At 70.0% G+C, this 15,721-nt stretch carries 17 protein-coding genes; 6 read left to right on the top strand and 11 right to left on the bottom strand.

The window, feature by feature from the left end:
• Positions 1 to 8: 8 nt before the first annotated feature.
• The 4 genes from ACRSBM_RS28575 to ACRSBM_RS28590 all read right to left on the bottom strand — a co-directional run bounded on the left by ACRSBM_RS28575 (position 9) and on the right by ACRSBM_RS28590 (position 2,849).
• Positions 9 to 464, bottom strand: a complete 456-nt coding sequence (locus ACRSBM_RS28575; RefSeq protein WP_434447847.1) for an SRPBCC family protein — start codon at positions 462 to 464, stop codon at positions 9 to 11.
• Positions 461 to 763 (bottom strand): ArsR/SmtB family transcription factor, encoded by a 303-nt coding sequence (locus tag ACRSBM_RS28580; RefSeq protein WP_434447849.1) that lies wholly within the window; start codon positions 761 to 763, stop codon positions 461 to 463. The genes ACRSBM_RS28575 and ACRSBM_RS28580 overlap by 4 nt, the downstream gene beginning before the upstream one ends.
• A 52-nt stretch (positions 764 to 815) precedes the next feature.
• The gene (locus ACRSBM_RS28585) at positions 816 to 1,895 is read right to left on the bottom strand and encodes a lactonase family protein (RefSeq protein WP_434447851.1); all 1,080 of its coding nucleotides are present in this window, start codon (positions 1,893 to 1,895) and stop codon (positions 816 to 818) included.
• A gap of 123 nt (positions 1,896 to 2,018) precedes the next feature.
• The gene (locus ACRSBM_RS28590; protein WP_434447854.1) at positions 2,019 to 2,849 is read right to left on the bottom strand and encodes a PPK2 family polyphosphate kinase; all 831 of its coding nucleotides are present in this window, start codon (positions 2,847 to 2,849) and stop codon (positions 2,019 to 2,021) included.
• 140 nt (positions 2,850 to 2,989) lie between these two features.
• On the opposite strand from ACRSBM_RS28590, the gene rocD reads away from it, so the two are divergent.
• Together rocD and ACRSBM_RS28600 are read left to right on the top strand one after the other, a co-directional pair.
• Positions 2,990 to 4,225 (top strand): ornithine--oxo-acid transaminase, encoded by a 1,236-nt coding sequence (gene rocD / locus ACRSBM_RS28595; RefSeq protein ID WP_434447857.1) that lies wholly within the window; start codon positions 2,990 to 2,992, stop codon positions 4,223 to 4,225.
• 74 nt (positions 4,226 to 4,299) lie between these two features.
• A complete protein-coding gene (locus ACRSBM_RS28600; protein WP_434447860.1) occupies positions 4,300 to 5,679 on the top strand; it encodes a DUF2252 domain-containing protein in 1,380 nt (459 codons plus the stop codon).
• Here ACRSBM_RS28600 and ACRSBM_RS28605 read toward each other — a convergent pair.
• Positions 5,645 to 6,253: a hypothetical protein gene (locus tag ACRSBM_RS28605; RefSeq protein ID WP_434447861.1), complete on the bottom strand. Its 609-nt coding sequence runs from the start codon at positions 6,251 to 6,253 to the stop codon at positions 5,645 to 5,647. The genes ACRSBM_RS28600 and ACRSBM_RS28605 overlap by 35 nt on opposite strands.
• 55 nt (positions 6,254 to 6,308) lie before the next feature.
• Between ACRSBM_RS28605 and ACRSBM_RS28610 the strand changes: the two genes are divergently transcribed.
• Complete coding sequence (locus ACRSBM_RS28610) at positions 6,309 to 6,713, top strand: GNAT family N-acetyltransferase (RefSeq protein WP_434447863.1); 405 nt, start codon at positions 6,309 to 6,311, stop codon at positions 6,711 to 6,713.
• On the opposite strand, the gene ACRSBM_RS28615 is transcribed toward ACRSBM_RS28610, so the two are convergent.
• From ACRSBM_RS28615 to zapE, 3 genes are all read right to left on the bottom strand, one after another.
• Complete coding sequence (locus ACRSBM_RS28615) at positions 6,710 to 8,305, bottom strand: ABC-F family ATP-binding cassette domain-containing protein (RefSeq protein ID WP_434447864.1); 1,596 nt, start codon at positions 8,303 to 8,305, stop codon at positions 6,710 to 6,712. The genes ACRSBM_RS28610 and ACRSBM_RS28615 overlap by 4 nt on opposite strands.
• Positions 8,306 to 8,354: 49 nt before the next feature.
• Positions 8,355 to 8,600: a DUF3040 domain-containing protein gene (locus tag ACRSBM_RS28620; RefSeq protein WP_434447867.1), complete on the bottom strand. Its 246-nt coding sequence runs from the start codon at positions 8,598 to 8,600 to the stop codon at positions 8,355 to 8,357.
• Between the two features lie 122 nt (positions 8,601 to 8,722).
• Complete coding sequence (gene zapE, locus ACRSBM_RS28625) at positions 8,723 to 9,709, bottom strand: cell division protein ZapE (protein WP_434447869.1); 987 nt, start codon at positions 9,707 to 9,709, stop codon at positions 8,723 to 8,725.
• A 66-nt stretch (positions 9,710 to 9,775) separates the two neighbouring features.
• On the opposite strand from zapE, the gene ACRSBM_RS28630 reads away from it, so the two are divergent.
• Together ACRSBM_RS28630 and ACRSBM_RS28635 are read left to right on the top strand one after the other, a co-directional pair.
• A complete protein-coding gene (locus ACRSBM_RS28630) occupies positions 9,776 to 10,429 on the top strand; it encodes a dihydrofolate reductase family protein (protein WP_434447871.1) in 654 nt (217 codons plus the stop codon).
• Between the two features lie 17 nt (positions 10,430 to 10,446).
• Positions 10,447 to 11,511, top strand: coding sequence for an ATP-dependent DNA ligase (locus tag ACRSBM_RS28635; protein WP_434447873.1), 1,065 nt, complete (start codon positions 10,447 to 10,449; stop codon positions 11,509 to 11,511).
• On the opposite strand, the gene ACRSBM_RS28640 is transcribed toward ACRSBM_RS28635, so the two are convergent.
• Entirely contained in the window at positions 11,508 to 12,377 is an 870-nt protein-coding gene (locus ACRSBM_RS28640; protein WP_434447875.1) for an EamA family transporter, read from the bottom strand. The two genes, ACRSBM_RS28635 and ACRSBM_RS28640, sit on opposite strands and share 4 nt — an antisense overlap.
• Positions 12,378 to 12,521: 144 nt before the next feature.
• Between ACRSBM_RS28640 and ACRSBM_RS28645 the strand changes: the two genes are divergently transcribed.
• The gene (locus ACRSBM_RS28645) at positions 12,522 to 14,024 is read left to right on the top strand and encodes an alpha/beta fold hydrolase (protein WP_434447877.1); all 1,503 of its coding nucleotides are present in this window, start codon (positions 12,522 to 12,524) and stop codon (positions 14,022 to 14,024) included.
• A 568-nt stretch (positions 14,025 to 14,592) separates the two neighbouring features.
• On the opposite strand, the gene ACRSBM_RS28650 is transcribed toward ACRSBM_RS28645, so the two are convergent.
• Positions 14,593 to 15,282, bottom strand: a complete 690-nt coding sequence (locus tag ACRSBM_RS28650) for a DUF6319 family protein (RefSeq protein WP_434447879.1) — start codon at positions 15,280 to 15,282, stop codon at positions 14,593 to 14,595.
• A gap of 116 nt (positions 15,283 to 15,398) precedes the next feature.
• Positions 15,399 to 15,626, bottom strand: coding sequence for a hypothetical protein (locus ACRSBM_RS28655; protein WP_434447882.1), 228 nt, complete (start codon positions 15,624 to 15,626; stop codon positions 15,399 to 15,401).
• Between the last annotated feature and the right edge of the window lie 95 nt (positions 15,627 to 15,721).

Here is a 15,721-nt window from a genome sequence, read left to right on the forward strand (position 1 = left end):
GGGCATGATCACACGAAGGCCTGCCGGAAGCCGAGCAGAATTCCGCCCCAGCCACCCTCACCGCCGACGCCGTCACGCACCCGGTCCGGCCTGGTGAAGTGCCGCTCGAACCCGCGGTGCACCAGCTCGACGCGCGTGCCGGAGCCCTCCGGCGTGAAGGTGATCTCCACTTCGGACGCCCGCGCCGGGTCCGGGTCGTAGGCCCAGTCGCCGTCGAGGTGCCAGGCGAGCAGCAGCCGCGAGGGCGGCTCCCACGCCGTGACCGAGCCCCAGTCGCACTCGGCGCCGTCCGTGCCGATCTCGTACCAGCGACCGCCCTCGCGTGGTTCGACGACGACGTCCTCCAGGTCCGCCTCGCCGATGTGGTTCGCGGGCGGCCACCACGTCACGAACTTCTCCGTGAACACCTTGAACGCGTGGTCCGCACCGGCGTTGACCAGCACGGACCGCCTGACTTCCGTCATTGTTCCTCCACCACCGCAGCGAAGTTCGCGAGAGCCTGACCCCACACGTCGTCGAGGTAGTCGCGCAGCGCGGCCACCCCGACGTGGTCGACCGAGTACCGCCGGCGCGTGCCCTGAGCCTCGACGCGGACCAGCCGTGCCTGCCTGAGCACCTTGAGGTGCTGGGACACGGCCGGCCGCGACACGGGCAGCTCGGCGGCGATCTCCCCCACCGCTCGCGGCCCGGCGGCGAGCAGGGTGAAGATCTCGCGGCGGGTCGGGTCTCCGAGCGCCGCGAACGCCGTTTGGTAAGTCTCCACGAACGGTAAGTCTGCACTCACCGAACCGGCGAAGTCAATGCCCGGAGGGGCGTTACCCCAGTCGTGCAGGCAACACGCAGACCGGGATCTCGGTCCGGAGCGGCGTGCCGGACGGCGTGATCTTGCCGGTCCCCCGGTCCACCGTGAACGACGTCACCAGGTTCGAGTTCTGGTTGGCGGCGAACAACAACGACCCGGTCGGGTCGAACGTGATGTGCCGCGGGTACTTGCCCCCGACCGGCGTGGTGCCGACGAGCGACAACTCCGCGCCGTCGACCGCGAAGTGCGCCACGCTGTCGTGACCACGGTTGGACAGGTAGACGTGCTTGCCGTCACCGGAGACCAGCACCTCGGCCGGATAGTTCCGCACGCCTGAGGATGGCGCGGTCGGCAGCACCTGGCCCGGCGTGAGCTTCCCGTCCGCGTAGGCGCAGGACACGATCGTCGAGTCCAGCTCGTTCGCGACGTACGCCGTCTTGCCGTTCGGGTGGAACGCGATGTGTCGCGGTCCGGCGCCCGGCTTGAGCTTCGCCGTCGAGACGAGCTTGAGCCGTCCGCCGGTGAACGAGTACACGAACACCGAGTCCGCACCGAGGTCTACCGCCGCCGCGTACCTACCGGCCGGGTCGAACACGATGTGGTGCGCGTGCGGGCCCTTCTGGCGTTCCGGGTCCGGCCCCGACCCCTTGTGCTGCACCTTCTGCGTGCGCGCGCCGAGGCTGCCGTCCGCGTTGACCGGGAAAACGCTGAGCGAGCCGGACGAGTAGTCGGCCGTGATCAGGTACTTCCCGGACGGGTCGAGCGTCAGGTGGCACGGGTCGGCGCCGCCCGTCGGCTGCCGGTTGACCACCTTGAGCGTCGCCGCGTCGACCGCGGTGACCTCACCCTTGGTGTTCTCGTTGACCGCGTAGAGGAATTTGCCGTCGCATGACTCGATCACGAAGGACGGGTTGACCACACCGCTGATCACGCCTGTCGCCGTCAACTGGCCGGTCGTGGTGTCGTAGGTGCCGACGCCGATGCCCTTGGCGCCCCCGCTCCAGGTCGTGTAGGCGCCGAAGAAGACTCTCCGCGTCGCAGCCGCCGCTTCCGCGGTTCCTCCGGTCATCAGCAGTCCCGCTCCCACACCCATGGCTCCGAGAAAACGTCGCCGGTCCACACCCACGTCCGCACCTCCGGATAGTCTTCGGCGGCGGCTCGTTCCACACTGGCCCAGACCACTGCGGTCGGGCAATAGGCGCAACGAAGATTGCGTCTAGCGCAACGGGTCGTTCGAGATCAGCCGGGCCTTCTCGGCCTCGAGGTCGAACGCCGGCGGCGGGAACTTCGGGTCCATCTCGCGCAGGGTCTCCAGCAGCAGCCGGCTCACGGCCCAGTTGCGGTACCACTTGCGATCAGCGGGAACCGCGTACCAGGGCGTGTCCTGACAGTTCTTCAGCGCCTGCGTGTACGCGTCCTGGTACTTGGACCACTTCGAGCGCACGTCGATGTCGGCCGGGTTGTACTTCCAGTTCTTCCTCGGGTCGTCCAGGCGGGCGAGCAGCCGTTCCTTCTGCACCTCCGGCGAGATGTGCAGGAAGCACTTGATCACCGTGATGCCGCTGTCCGCGAGCTCGTGTTCGAAGGCGTTGATCTCCTTGTAACGCTTGCGCAGCTCGGCGGCGTTGACCAGGCGTTCGACCTTCGGCACGAGGACGTCCTCGTAGTGGGAGCGGTCGAACGCGCCGATGCGGCCCTTCTCGGGCAGGACCTTGCGGATGCGCCAGAGGTAGTGGTGCCGCAGTTCGGCGGCGGTCGGTTTCTTGAACGACGCGATGCGCACGCCCTGCGGGTTCACCAGGCCGACGACGTGCCTGACCACGCCACCCTTGCCCGAGGTGTCCATGCCTTGCAGCACGAGCAGCACCGCGCGAGAGTCCTCCGCGTAGAGCGCTTCCTGCAGGGCGTCCAGCTCGGTCCCGGTGGCGGCGAGGTCCTCGGCCGCCTCCTTCTTGTTCCCGGGACCGATCGGCCGGCCTGCCGGGTCGAGGGTGGAGAGATCCACCTGATCGAGGCGCAGGGCTTCACGAACCGACTTCTTCGCCATCATCTGACCGTAGCGATTCACCGCCTCGTCTGCCCGCTGTGCACGAAACCGCCACCGATTGGTGAATCTACGCAATGAACTGAGGTCGTGCGCAATGCTTCACGGCTGAATTCGCTTGTTCCGGCCCCTAGCCTTGGAGGATGACCGCCATCGCTGAGCACAACACCACCACCAGCGCTGACTACGTCGGGCTCGACGAGGAATGGAGCACGCACAACTACCACCCGCTGCCGGTGGTCATCTCGCACGGCGAGGGGGCGTGGGTCACGGATGTCGAAGGCCGCCGCTACCTGGACTTCCTGTCCGGCTACTCGTCGCTGAACTTCGGGCACCGCCACCCCGCCCTGGTGGCCGCCGCCGTCGAGCAGCTCGGCCGCGTCACGCTGACCAGCCGCGCGTTCCACCACGACCAGTTCGGCCTCTTCTGCCGCGAGCTGGCGTCGTTGACCGGCACCGAGATGGTGCTCGCGATGAACTCCGGCGCCGAGGCCGTCGAGTCCGCGATCAAGGTCGCGCGCAAGTGGGCGTACCAGGTCAAGGGCGTGCCGGAGGGCACGGCGGAGATCATCGTCGCCGGGTCCAACTTCCACGGCCGCACCACGACGATCGTGTCGTTCTCGACCGACGAGACGGCGCGCAACGACTTCGGTCCGTTCACGCCCGGCTTCAAGGTCGTCAAGTACGGCGCCCTCGACGAGATCGAGTCCGCGATCTCGCCGCGCACGGCCGCCGTACTGCTGGAGCCGATCCAGGGCGAGGCCGGCGTCGTCGTGCCGCCCGCCGGGTACCTGGCCGGGATCCGCCGCCTGTGCGACGAGCACAACGTGCTGATGATCGCCGACGAGATCCAGTCAGGGCTCGGCCGCACCGGCGAGCTGTTCGCACTGGACCACGAGGGTGTGCGCGCCGACCTCTACACGCTCGGCAAGGCCCTCGGCGGCGGCATCCTGCCGGTGTCCGCCGTGGTCGGTTCGCGGGCGGTGCTGGGCGTGCTGAAGCCCGGTGAGCACGGGTCGACGTTCGGCGGCAACCCGCTCGCGTGCGCCGTGGGCCGCGCGGTCGTGCGGCTGCTCGAGACCGGCGAGTTCCAGGAGCGCTCCCGCGAGCTGGGCGCGTACCTGCACTCGTCACTGGGCGCGCTGGTCGGGTCCGGGGTGGCCGAGGTGCGCGGGCGCGGGCTGTGGGCCGGCGTCGAGATCGCGCCCGGTGGCCCGGTCGGCCGGGTGGCCTCCGAGGCGCTGGCCGCGCGCGGGGTGCTGTGCAAGGAGACGCACGCGTCGACGTTGCGCGTCGCGCCGCCGCTGGTGATCACGCGTGACGAGATCGACATGGGTGTTCAGGCGATCGCGGAGGTCGTTCGTCCCGATTTGGGGTGATTTGCGTCCCTGCCCAGGTCACAAATGCGGCGGACGAGCCACCAGGGTCGTCCGCCGCGTGCATCATGACTCGTATGGGTGAACGGGTGCGGGCTCAGGCCGCTGTCGCGCTGGGCAGGTGGACCGAGCCGGAAGAGGTCTACGCGCAGGGCCGCGCGCTGGCGTCCTCTGTGGACTTCAAGGCGCACCGGGCCGTGTCGCTCGCCTCGAAGCGCCCGTCGGTGCTGGAGTTCATGAACGCCAGCAACGACGGACGGCTGGAGCACCTCGTCCCGTTGCGGGTCGGCCGGATGCTCGCCAACCCGTTCGCGTTCTTCCGCGGTTCCGCCGGGCTGCAGGCGGGCGACCTCGCCGCCGGGTGCTCGACCGGGTTGCACGCCCAGTTGTGCGGTGACGCGCATGCGGCGAACTTCGGCCTCTACGGCACGCCCGAGGGCCAGATCGTCATGGACATCAACGACTTCGACGAGACGCTGCCGGGTCCGTGGGAGTGGGACCTCAAGCGGCTCGTGGCGTCACTGGTGCTGGCGGGCCGGGTCGGCGGCGTGTCGGACAAGGGCTGCCGTGAGGCCGCCGAGGACGCCGTGCGCGCCTACCGGGGCACGATCCGGCACCTCGCGGAGATCCCGTTCATGGACTCGTGGACCGCGCTGGGCGACGAGTCCACGCTGTCGAAGGTCAAGGCCGACGACCTGATCAACGACTTCTCCAAGGCCGCCGAGAAGTCGCGCAAGAACACCAGCGCGCGCTTCGCGGCGAAGTGGACCGCGCACGACGGCGAGAAGTGGCGGTTCGTCACGAACCCGCCGACGTTCACCGACGTCATCCCGGAGACCGCGGACGCCGTGATCGCCGCGCTGCCGTCCTATGTGGACACGCTGCGTGAGTCGCGGACGAACCTGATCCTGCGCTACGGCGTGTCGGACGTGGCGTTCCGCGTCGTCGGCACAGGCAGCGTCGGGCTGCGCAACTACCTGATCCTGTTGCACGGCAACGGTTCCGAGGCTTTGGTGTTGCAGGCCAAGGAGGCACGCCCGTCGGCCCTGCGGCCGTTCCTGGACGTCGAGCCCGCCAGGCACGAGGGCAAGCGGATCGTGCACGGCGCGCGGCTCGTGCAGGCGGAGACGGACATCCTGCTCGGCTGGACGACGATCGAGGGCCGGCCGTTCATCGTGCGGCAGTTCCGCAACCGCAAGGGCGAGATCGACGCGACGACGTTGAAGCGTGACGACCTCGACGACTACGGCCGCTTCGCGGGCGCCCTGCTGGCTCGCGCGCACACCAGGTCGCTGGACCCCCGCCTGCTCGCCGGGTACTTCCAGCACGGCGACGGTGACGACCTCGACGAGGCGTTCGCGAAGTACGCGTTCGACTACGCCGACCAGACCGAGGCCGACCACGAGGAGCTGACCAGGCTGGTCAAGAACGGGACGCTGCCCGCGCACGTCGAATGATCGCCTCCGACACGAGCCACAGCGTCACGGCGTTGAGCACGTGCCACAGGAAGTGCGTACCGCTCGGGATGCTGCCGCACAACGGTTCGTCCACCGTGCGCAGCGTCAGCGAGACCGCGAACACGGCGGCCGCTCCGGCGAACCACCCCCAGTCGCGGCCGGCGAGCGGGGCGAGGACCAGCAGGGCGAGCAGCGCGGGCAGGTAGATGCCGGGGCCGACCCGGACGAGCAGGCCCACCGCCACGGCGAACACGACGAAGACCGGTGCCGCGATCCAGGCCCGTGACCAGCGGACCTGCCGGTAGTGGTGGGCGAACACCACCACGTAGTACAGGACGAACACGGCGATGAACGCGCTGTCCAGAGCACCGGTCAGCGCGGTGGCGAGCGTGTGGAAGCTCAGGCTCGCGAGACCGACCAGCGCCAGCAGCACCGGGAGCGCTCGCAGACTGGGCGGGGCCTGTTTCCTGAGCAGCAGGAGCGCCGCGATCAGGAACGCGAGGTTCGTCAGCGCGTTGAGCGGCTCGGCCCACAGACCGGGACCGAGGCGTTCGCAGTAGGCGTCGACCGACACGCCAGCGGTTCTACCGCACGAAGGTGAACAGCACAGTTGTGCATAACCTGGCGGTATGAAGATCCGCCGCGCCGCCTCCCCCGACGACGTGTTCGCCGCCGCGCACCTGTTCGACGCGCCGCCGCGGCCGGACGCGACCGCTCGGTTCCTGGCGCAGGATCACAACCACCTGCTGATCGCCTACGTCGGCGACCAGCCGGCCGGGTTCGTGTCCGGTGTGGAGACGACGCACCCGGACAAGGGCACCGAGATGTTCCTGTACGAGCTGGGCGTCGACGACGCGTTCCTGCGCCGCGGCATCGGCACGGCCCTGGTCGAAGCGCTCAGAGCCCTTGCCGCGGAACGGGGTTGCTACGGCATGTGGACCGGCACCGCCGCGGGTGACGCGGCGGCGCAGGCCACCTACAAGAAGGCGGGCGGGTCGGTGGACGACGGCGCCTTCGTGTCCTGGGAGCTCTAGCTCCAGACCGGCTCGTCCACTTCGGACACCCTGCCGTCCGCCCGGAAGTGCAGGAACCGGTCGAACGACTTCGCGAACCACCTGTCGTGCGTGACCGCGACGACCGTGCCCTCGAAGTCGTTCAGCGCGTTCTGCAACGCCTCCGCCGAAGCCAGGTCGAGGTTGTCCGTCGGCTCGTCCAGCAGCAGCAACGTCGCCCCGGACAGCTCCAGCAGCAGGATCTGGAACCGCGCCTGCTGCCCGCCGGAGAGGTTCTCGAACCGCTGGTCACCAGCGTGATGCAGGCCGTAGCGCTGCAACACCGACATCGCCGCGCCCCGGTCCTTGCCGGCTCGCTGCCCCTCGCCGTGCCAGAGGATGTCCACGAGCGTGCGGCCGAGCCACTCCGGGTGCTCGTGCGTCTGCGCGAACAGGCCCGGCACGACCCGCGCGCCGAGCTTCCACGCCCCGGCGGTCCGTACCTCGTCTCCGCCGAGCAGCCGCAGGAAGTGGCTCTTGCCCGACCCGTTCGAGCCCAGCACCGCGACCCGGTCGCCGAAGAAGATCTCCTGGGAGAACGGCTTCATCAGCCCGGTCAGCTCCAGCTGTTCGCACGTGATCGCGCGAACGCCGGTGCGGCCGCCCCGCAGCCTCGGGTTCACCTTCTCGTCGGTGGGGATCTCCGGCGGAGGGCCTGCCTCCTCGAACCGTTGCAGCCTCGCGGCCATCACCCGGTACTTCGGCGCCATCGACTCGTAGTACTTGGCCTGCTGCTGCAGGGTGCGTACCAGTTCCTTGAGGCGATCGTGCTCCTCGTTCCAGCGGCGGTGATCTTCCTCGAGCTTCTCGATGCGCTTGGCGCGGGCGGCGTGCCAGGTGCCGAACGAGCCCGCGTGCGTCCACGCGGAGTGGGCCTCGACCGTGACGACGTGCGTGGCGGCGTTGGCCAGCAGCTCGCGGTCGTGGCTGACGACGAGGACGGCCTTGTCGGTGGCCTTGAGACGCTCCTCGAGCCAGCGTTTGCCGGGGACGTCGAGGTAGTTGTCGGGCTCGTCGAGCAGCAGGACCTGCTCGTGGCCGCGCAGCAGCGTTTCGAGGACCAGGCGTTTCTGCTCGCCGCCGGACAGGGTGCGCACCTCGCGGAACCGGGCCCGGTCGTAGGGCAGTCCGAGTGCGGCGACGGTGACGGTGTCCCAGAGGACCTCGACGTCGTACCCGCCGGCCTCGCCGTAGTTCGTGAGGGCGTTCGCGTACCGCATCTGGGCGGCTTCGTCGTCGGTGTCCATCAGCGCGAGCTCGGCGGCGTCGAGCTCCTCGGCGGCGTTGCGCAGCGCTTCGGGTGCGACGGAGAGCAGCAGGTCGCGCACCAGCGTGTCGTCGCGGACCGAGCCGATGAACTGCGGCATCACCGCGAGCCCGCCCTGCACGTGCACGCTGCCCTGCTTCGGCGTGAGCTCGCCCGACAGGATCCGTTGCAGCGTCGTCTTGCCCACGCCGTTCGCGCCCACGAGCGCGACCACGGTCCCGCCGCTCACCTTGAACGAGACGTCGCGGAAGAGCTCCCTGCCGTCGGGCAGGGCGTACGCGAGCCCGTTCGCCTCCAGATATCCCACGCCGGAGATGGTCGGGGTTGTCCGGCTTCCGGCGCCAGCGAGTTTCCGGTCAGGACAGGCGCAGCGGGTACCGGCGGAGCACCACCGCCGCCCCGGTGACCAGCAGGCACTGGAACGCGGGGCCGAACGCGCCGATGACCGTCAGCAGCACCGTGAGGCCGCCGAAGACGAGCAGGAGCGCGTAGAACAGCCAGGGCCGAACCTGCCGGTTCATGGTGCGAGCCAGCCTCGGTTCGTCCGCCAACAACCGCTGCTCGATCTCCTCGAGCGAGCGGCGCTCGGCTTCACTCAGCATGGGGGCCTCCGGAGGACGTCGGGACGTCATCATTCCCACTCGTCACCAGTGGATACTCGAACGCCGCCGGAGTCAAACTCGCGTCGGCCGAACTTCACGCCATCGCCTGACCGGGCCGCGTCTCAGCGGCTGAGCGCGACCAGCCGGCTGACGGCTCGCAGGTACTTCTTGCGGTAACCGCCGCGCAGCATCTCATCGGTGAACAGCTCCGACAGCGGCCGCCCCGACACCGCGACCGGGATGTCGCGGTCGTAGAGCCGGTCGCCGAACGCCACGAGCCGCAGCCCGACGCTCTGGTCCGGGGCCTGCTTGACGTCCTTGAGGTGCACCGCGGTGACACCGTCGAGCAGCCGGCCGTACTTCGACGGGTGGATGCGGGCGAGCGCCTTGCACAGGTCGTCGAAGTCGTCGATGGTCGAGCCGCCGGTGTTCGCGGCCTTGGTGACCAGGTCGGAGTCCGACATCGGCGGCGGGGCGTCGGGCAGGCCGCGGTGGCGGTAGTCGGGGCCGTCGACGCGCACGACGTCGAACTTCGAGGACATCGACTGGATCTCGCGCAGGAAGTCGGCGGCGGCGAACCGGCCCTCGCCGAGCTTGTCGGGCAGCGTGTTCGAGGTGGCGGCGACGTGCACGCCGGCCGCGATCAGCTCCTTGATCAGGCGCGTGACCAGCATCGTGTCGCCGGGGTCGTCGAGCTCGAACTCGTCGATGGCGAGCAGCTTGTGGCCGCTCAGGCGTCTGACGGCCTCGGGGAAGGTCAGGACGCCGACGAGGTTCGTGAGCTCGACGAACGTGCCGTACGCCTTCGGGCCCGGCACGGCGTGCCACAGCGAGGCGAGCAGGTGGGTCTTGCCGACGCCGAAGCCGCCGTCGAGGTAGAGGCCGAGCTTGCCCTCTTCCTCCGTGCGCGAGAACAGCGACCACTTCTTGCGGCGGACGCTGACCCGCGCGGCGAACAGGCGGCCCGCCTCCACCGCGGCGGCCTGGCTGGGCTCGTCCGGGTTGGGGATGTAGGTGTCGAAGCTGACGGTGTTGAACCTCGGCGGCGGCACCAGGCCCTCGACCAGTTCGTCGGCACCGATCTGGGGATCCCGGTCGGACAAGCGCATGCCCGCAGCTTATCGGCGTGATGGGATGGGTTCGTGCAGATGTTGTGGCCCTCACCGGGCGTTGAGATGACCGACACAGCCCTGGAGTCGCTCTACGCCTACCCCCCGGACCGGACGTGGGTGACCGCGAACTTCGTGTCCAGCGTGGACGGTGCGGTCTCGGTCGACGGGCGGTCCGCGGGGCTGGGCTCACCGGCCGACAGGAAGATCTACCTGCTCGGCCGCGAGCTCGCCGACGTCGTCCTGGTGGGTGCGGCGACGGTGTTGATCGAGGGCTATCGGGGTGCGCGACGGGAGAAGCCGTTGCCGATCGCCGTGGTGACGTCGCGCGGGACGCTGACGCCGGACCTGCCGCTGTTCACCGACACCACCGTGCCGCCGATCGTGATCACGTGCGCGGCGGCGCGGATGCCGTCGCTGCCCGCCGACGTGATCATCGCCGGTGACACCGAGGTCGACCTGGGGGTGGCCGTCGCCGAGCTCGCGGCGCGGGGGCTGCGCCGGGTCAACCTGGAGGGCGGGCCGCGGCTGTTCGGGTCGATGGTGGCCGAGGGGCTGGTCGACGCGTTGAACCTGACGGTGTCACCGCTGCTCGCGGTGGGGGACGCGACGCGGATCGCGCATGGTCAGGTGGTCGCGCCCGTGGACCTGACGCTGGAGTCGGTGCTGCGCGCGGACGACGTGCTGTTGTTGAGGTATCAGCGGCGGAATTCCAGCTGAAGAGGCAGGATGTGCGCGTGGACCTACCGCTGACGCCACCCCTGCAGCCGATGCTCGCCACCGCGGTGGACGGCATACCGGACACGGGCGACCTGCTGTTCGAGCCGAAGTGGGACGGCTTCCGCTGCGTGGTGTTCCGCTCCGGCGACGAGGTCTTCCTGCAGTCGCGCAGCGGCAAGCCGCTCAACCGCTACTTCCCCGAGGTCGTCGCCTCGATGCTCGACGTGCTGCCCGAGCGCGTGGTCGTCGACGGCGAGCTGGTGGTCGCCAAGAACGAAGAGCTGGACTTCGACGCACTGTCCGAGCGCATCCACCCGGCGGCGTCGCGGGTGACGATGCTGTCGGAGTCGACGCCGGCCACGTTCGTCGCGTTCGACCTGCTGGCACTCGGGTCGGACGTGCTGCTGGAGTCGCCGACGATCGCCCGGCGCGAGGCGTTGCTGGCGCTGCCGGGGCTGAACGTCACGCCCGCGACCACGTCGGTGGAGACGGCACGGCAGTGGTTCACGCTGTTCGAGGGCGCGGGCCTGGACGGCGTGATGGGCAAGGCGGCGGACGGCCCGTACACGCCGGGCAAGCGTTCGATGATCAAGGTCAAGCACGCCCGCACCGCCGACGTCGTGCTCGCGGGCCTGCGCTGGCACAAGGACACCGAGCCCGGCACGGCCGTCGGCTCACTGCTGCTCGGCGTCTACGACTCGGACGACGTGCTGCACCACATCGGGGTCTGCGGCTCGTTCAAGGCCGCCGAACGCCGCGAGCTGGCGGCGGAGCTGGCGCCGTTGATCACCGAGTCGTCCGGCCACCCCTGGGCGAACCCCCAGCCAGGCCAGCGGATTCCGGGCGAGATCAACCGGTGGCGCGGCAAGCAGGCCGAGTACGTGGCGTTACGGCCCGAACGCGTGCTGGAGATCCACTACACCCAGACCGAGGGTGAGCAACCCGTACGGTTGCGGCACAACGGCCAGTTCGCGCGGTGGCGCCCGGACCGCGAGCCGCTGTCGTGCCGTTACGACCAGCTGGAGATCCCGGCCCGCTACGACGTGGCCTCGGTGCTGAAGGGCGAGCTCCGGGCCCGTTAGACGTCGGGCTTCGCCGATCGCGTCGCACCGATGGACGCGACCACGACGCAGCAGACGGCGACCCACTGCGCCGGTTTGAGCTGTTCCCCGAGCAACAGCAGACCGGCCAGCGCGCCGACCGCCGGTTCCATCGACATCAGGACCCCGAACACGCGTGGCGGCATGCGGCGCAACGCTTCCAGCTCCAGCGAGTACGGGATCACCGACGACATCAGCGCCACCGCGAACGCCGCCACGAGCACGACCGGGTCGAGCATCGCGGTGCCTGCCGACGTGACGCCGAACGGCAGCGCGATCACCGCGCCCACCACCATCGCGAGCGCGAGGCCCTTGCCGTCGCTCGTCTGGCTGCCGAGCTTGGCCGTCACCAGGATGTACGCCGCCCAGCACGCGCCCGCGGCCAGCGCGAACAGCACGCCCGTCCACAGCAGACCGCCCTGCGCGCGCGTGAGCAGCACCACGCCCGCACCCGCGAGCAGCACCCACACGCCGTCGAGCCAGCGCCGTGACCCCACGACGGCCACCGCGAGCGGTCCGAGGAACTCGATGGTCACCGCCGCGCCGAGCGGGATGCGGGCGAGTGCCGCGTAGAAGCAGAGGATCATCGCCGCGAGCACCACGCCGTAGGTGGCGACCGTCACGAGCGTGCGGCGGTCGAGCCTGAGCGACGGGCGCCAGATCACGACCAGCACCAGCGCGGCCACGACCAGGCGCAACGTCACCGTGCCCGCCGCGCCCGCGACCGTGAACAGTTGCTTCGCGAGCGCCGAGCCGACCTGCACGCTGACGATGCCGAGCAGTACGAGCGCCGTCGGCGGGATGCCGCCCATGAGGCGAGCGGCGGGAAGCCGATCAGCGTGAGCCATGCACCAATCGTGACTCACGCTGTCCATTGAGAATCCGTGCCCTGACTCACCTCCTATTCACCTTCGCCGTGCGACGCTCAGCTTCCCGGAGTGTGAACGAGAGTGAGGAAATCTGTGCGTCGCGCTGCCTTGGCCCTACTGGCAGTGAGCGTGCTGACGGCGTGCAGCGCGGGACCCTCGACGAGGCCGGTGATCGCGGTCAAGGGCGAGGAGAACCAGCCCGTCGACCAGAGCGCGCTCGCCGGGCCGCAGCCTGTGCCCCCGCTGGAGGAGTACAAAACGGACTCGCTGGCGTGGTCGCCGTGCAACGAGCAGATGAAGGACCGCCTCGGCGCGGACGTTCCCGCGGGTGAGCAGAAGTACGAGTGCTCGCGCATGACCGTCGTGCTCGACCCACCGGGGCGCCCCGGACGCGGCACGCTCGGCATCGCGTTGATGCGCGTCGGCACCGGCAAGAGCGCGCTGGTCGTGGTGAACGAACCCGGCGGCGAGCCCGGCACGGTGAAGGCGGCGCGACTCGCCGCGGCGTTGCCGAAGGACATCCTCAGCACCTACACGATCATCGGCATGGACCGGCGCGGCACGGGCCGTTCGGACGGCATGTCGTGCGTGCCGCCGGCGACGCGCGCACAGCTCGTCGAGTACGACCCCGCCGAGACCGAGCAGTCGGACCTCGTCGTCGCGGCGGGCGAGGCGTCGCAGGAGTGCGTACTCGACCTCGAAGGCAGGCTGACCGCGTTCGACTCGTGGCGCGCGGCCGCCGACCTCGAACGCCTCCGCGACTACCTCGGCACCGACCGCCTCAACACCATCGGCCTCGGCGAGGGCTCACGCGTCATCACGACCTACGCGCAGCGCTACCCGAACCGCATCGGCCGCACCGTCCTCGACGGTGCCCCGGACCCGACGCTTGACCAGGTCGGCGTCCTCGAGTCCCGCGCCGTCGCGGCCGAGGCGACCTTCGAGGCGTTCGCCGCCGACTGCAAGACCCGCGGCTGCGCATTGGCGAACCCGCGCGAGGACGTCCAGGCGCTCCTGACCCAGCTGCGCGACGGCCGCGTGCGCGGCGAGTTCGTCGACCTGACCCCCGGCTCGGCCCTGAACGCGATCCTGATCGGCCTCGCCGACCGCTCCCGCTGGCCCGCACTGGCCGACGCCGTCGTGAAGGCCCGCGCCGGCGACCCCGGCGGCCTGTTCGCCCTGCTCGACCCGCTGGTGAACGACCTCGACGAGAACCCGCCGCGCTTCGACGCGGGCCTGATCATCGCCTGCAACGACACCTCCACCCGCATCCCACCGGACCGGGTGAAGGCGCTGACCGCCGACTGGCAGAGCAAGCACGCGATGTTCGGCGCCCTGTTCGCCCGCCAGCTGCTGCACTGCAACCCGTTCCCGCCCCCCAAGGCCGAGAAGCTCGACGCCCTCAAGAGCGCACCCCCGATCGTCGTGCTCAGCACGGCCAACGACGTCTCGACGCCCGCTCCCGGCACCGAGCACACGGCGCAGCGGCTGCCGGGGTCGGCGCTGATCGGGTGGCAGGGCAGCGGGCACGGCGCGCTGGGACTGTCCGGCTGCGCCACCACGGCGGTGCGCGACTACCTGATCGACGCCAAGGTGCCGTCGAACGGGACGGTCTGCCCGCCCTGATCGGGGGCGGCTGCTGGCCGGCGACAACGACGGGTTCCCGCTGCCGCACCGGCACGGCTCACGGGTGGGCTCGTTCGTGGGCGTCGTGAGGAGATCCGCCGCGCAGAACCACCGGCGGGTTCGTTTGCGGGCTTTCTCAGGAGATCCCCCGAACAGCACCGCCGGCAGGCCCGCTCGGGGGCGTCCCCAGCAGACCCACCAAGCAAACACCACCGGGCAAACACCACCGGCGGGTTCGTTTGCGGGCTTCGGCGTCGCGGACACGTTCGTCAGCGGGGTCGCGGACGGACCTCACCCAGGCCGGACATGGCGCGAGGAGCCTCTCGCGTGACCACGACGCGAAGGCTCCCCGCCCGAACCTAGGGTCAGCAGCTCGAACAGCAGCCGCAGCCGGGACCCGTGCACCCGGAACAGCACCCACACGTACCCATCAGGGCCTCCCGTACTCCAAGCCGGACCTGCGCGGGACCTCCGCGCACCCCACGGTCCGCCCCGGCACCAGCCCTGGGAAGCCCTCTCACCCGAACGCCCGGAGACAACCACCGGGGCGTCGCAGCGCGTGATGCCGCTACGCGCCCAGATCGTCCAGGGCCTTTTGAGCGGCCTCCAATTCGGCGCGCAACTGCTCCACCCTGGCGAGCTGCTGGGCACGCGCCGCGTTCAGGACGCCCTCGACGATCTCGGCGACCTCGGGCGTGAGCAGCTTCGCTGCCTGCGCCACGGCGGCCGGCGGTACCGGGGTCGAGCGAACCGTCTTGCGGCTGCCCTGCAGCACCTCCACGGCCCACTCGCCTTCGCCCGTCGTCACCAGCGTGATCGTGACCTCGGGGGTGGCGCCCTTCGCGGACGGCTTGCGCGCGGCGGGTTTCGGAGCCGCGGGCTCGACCGGAGCGGCCGCGGGTTTCGGCTTGGGGGCCGCGGGTTTCACCGGCGCCTCCGGGACGTAGGGGTGGAAGATCTCAGTCTCGCGCGGTGGCTCCGGCGGCGCCGCGGGAGGGGCCACCGGCTTCTTGCGCGGCGGCGGCTTCTCCAGCGTCAACTCGGCCGGGGAGAAGGACATCTCGTCCTTCGAGCCCGTGGGCCTGACCTGGATGAAGTCGCCTTCCTCAGGATCGGTGAACGTCAGGATCTTCGCCGACCTCCCGGCCTCCATGCCCACCGCGGCCGCCGTGAACCACACCATCGGCTGAGTGCCTTCGGCCAACTGCGAGCGCAGGCTGTCGACGTCCTCCGCCGACAGCCCGCTCTTCTTCGCCATCGCGCTGCCTCCCCACCGTTCGAACACCTGTGCCCCAGCATGCCCTACATCCCTGACATTTCTGAGCACGGGGTGGGCCGCAAGATCAAGTGGGAACGCTCTCGCGACGTGGGGGTTCAGGCCTCTTCGGCACGCAGCCGGTACTCACACCCGTACTCGACCGCGTACGACAGGTCGTAGACGTGCACGATCTTGGGACCGCCGTGCAGGTGCACGTACGTCACGGTCTGCTTCGGGTCCTCCGGCGTGGACGGCAGCGAGTCGACCCGTCCGTCGAGGGGCCCGCCGACGTACCGGACGACATAGGGCTGGGACATCGCCACCCCCTCTCGTGTGCCCCTCATTCTACGAGGTTGGCGGCCAGGAGCCTGCAGATCATCAGCTCGCTGGTTTGATCTTCGTGAAGAGGCCGCCGGGGCAACGGGCGAGGATGCGGATT

The sequence above is a fragment of the Lentzea xerophila genome (assembly GCF_051094245.1).
In the GTDB taxonomy this organism is placed as follows: Bacteria; Actinomycetota; Actinomycetes; order Mycobacteriales; family Pseudonocardiaceae; genus Lentzea; species Lentzea xerophila.

Bases quoted from the DNA above. Each gene is read 5' to 3' on its own strand.
- ACRSBM_RS28575 (WP_434447847.1), bottom strand. From the start codon at position 464: ATGACGGAAGTCAGGCGGTCCGTGCTGGTCAACGCCGGTGCGGACCAC.
- ACRSBM_RS28585 (WP_434447851.1), bottom strand. From the start codon at position 1,895: ATGGGTGTGGGAGCGGGACTGCTGATGACCGGAGGAACCGCGGAAGCG.
- ACRSBM_RS28590 (WP_434447854.1), bottom strand. From the start codon at position 2,849: ATGGCGAAGAAGTCGGTTCGTGAAGCCCTGCGCCTCGATCAGGTGGAT.
- rocD (WP_434447857.1), top strand. From the start codon at position 2,990: ATGACCGCCATCGCTGAGCACAACACCACCACCAGCGCTGACTACGTC.
- ACRSBM_RS28600 (WP_434447860.1), top strand. From the start codon at position 4,300: ATGGGTGAACGGGTGCGGGCTCAGGCCGCTGTCGCGCTGGGCAGGTGG.
- ACRSBM_RS28610 (WP_434447863.1), top strand. From the start codon at position 6,309: ATGAAGATCCGCCGCGCCGCCTCCCCCGACGACGTGTTCGCCGCCGCG.
- ACRSBM_RS28620 (WP_434447867.1), bottom strand. From the start codon at position 8,600: ATGCTGAGTGAAGCCGAGCGCCGCTCGCTCGAGGAGATCGAGCAGCGG.
- zapE (WP_434447869.1), bottom strand. From the start codon at position 9,709: ATGCGCTTGTCCGACCGGGATCCCCAGATCGGTGCCGACGAACTGGTC.
- ACRSBM_RS28630 (WP_434447871.1), top strand. From the start codon at position 9,776: ATGACCGACACAGCCCTGGAGTCGCTCTACGCCTACCCCCCGGACCGG.
- ACRSBM_RS28640 (WP_434447875.1), bottom strand. From the start codon at position 12,377: ATGGCTCACGCTGATCGGCTTCCCGCCGCTCGCCTCATGGGCGGCATC.
- ACRSBM_RS28650 (WP_434447879.1), bottom strand. From the start codon at position 15,282: ATGGCGAAGAAGAGCGGGCTGTCGGCGGAGGACGTCGACAGCCTGCGC.
- ACRSBM_RS28655 (WP_434447882.1), bottom strand. From the start codon at position 15,626: ATGAGGGGCACACGAGAGGGGGTGGCGATGTCCCAGCCCTATGTCGTC.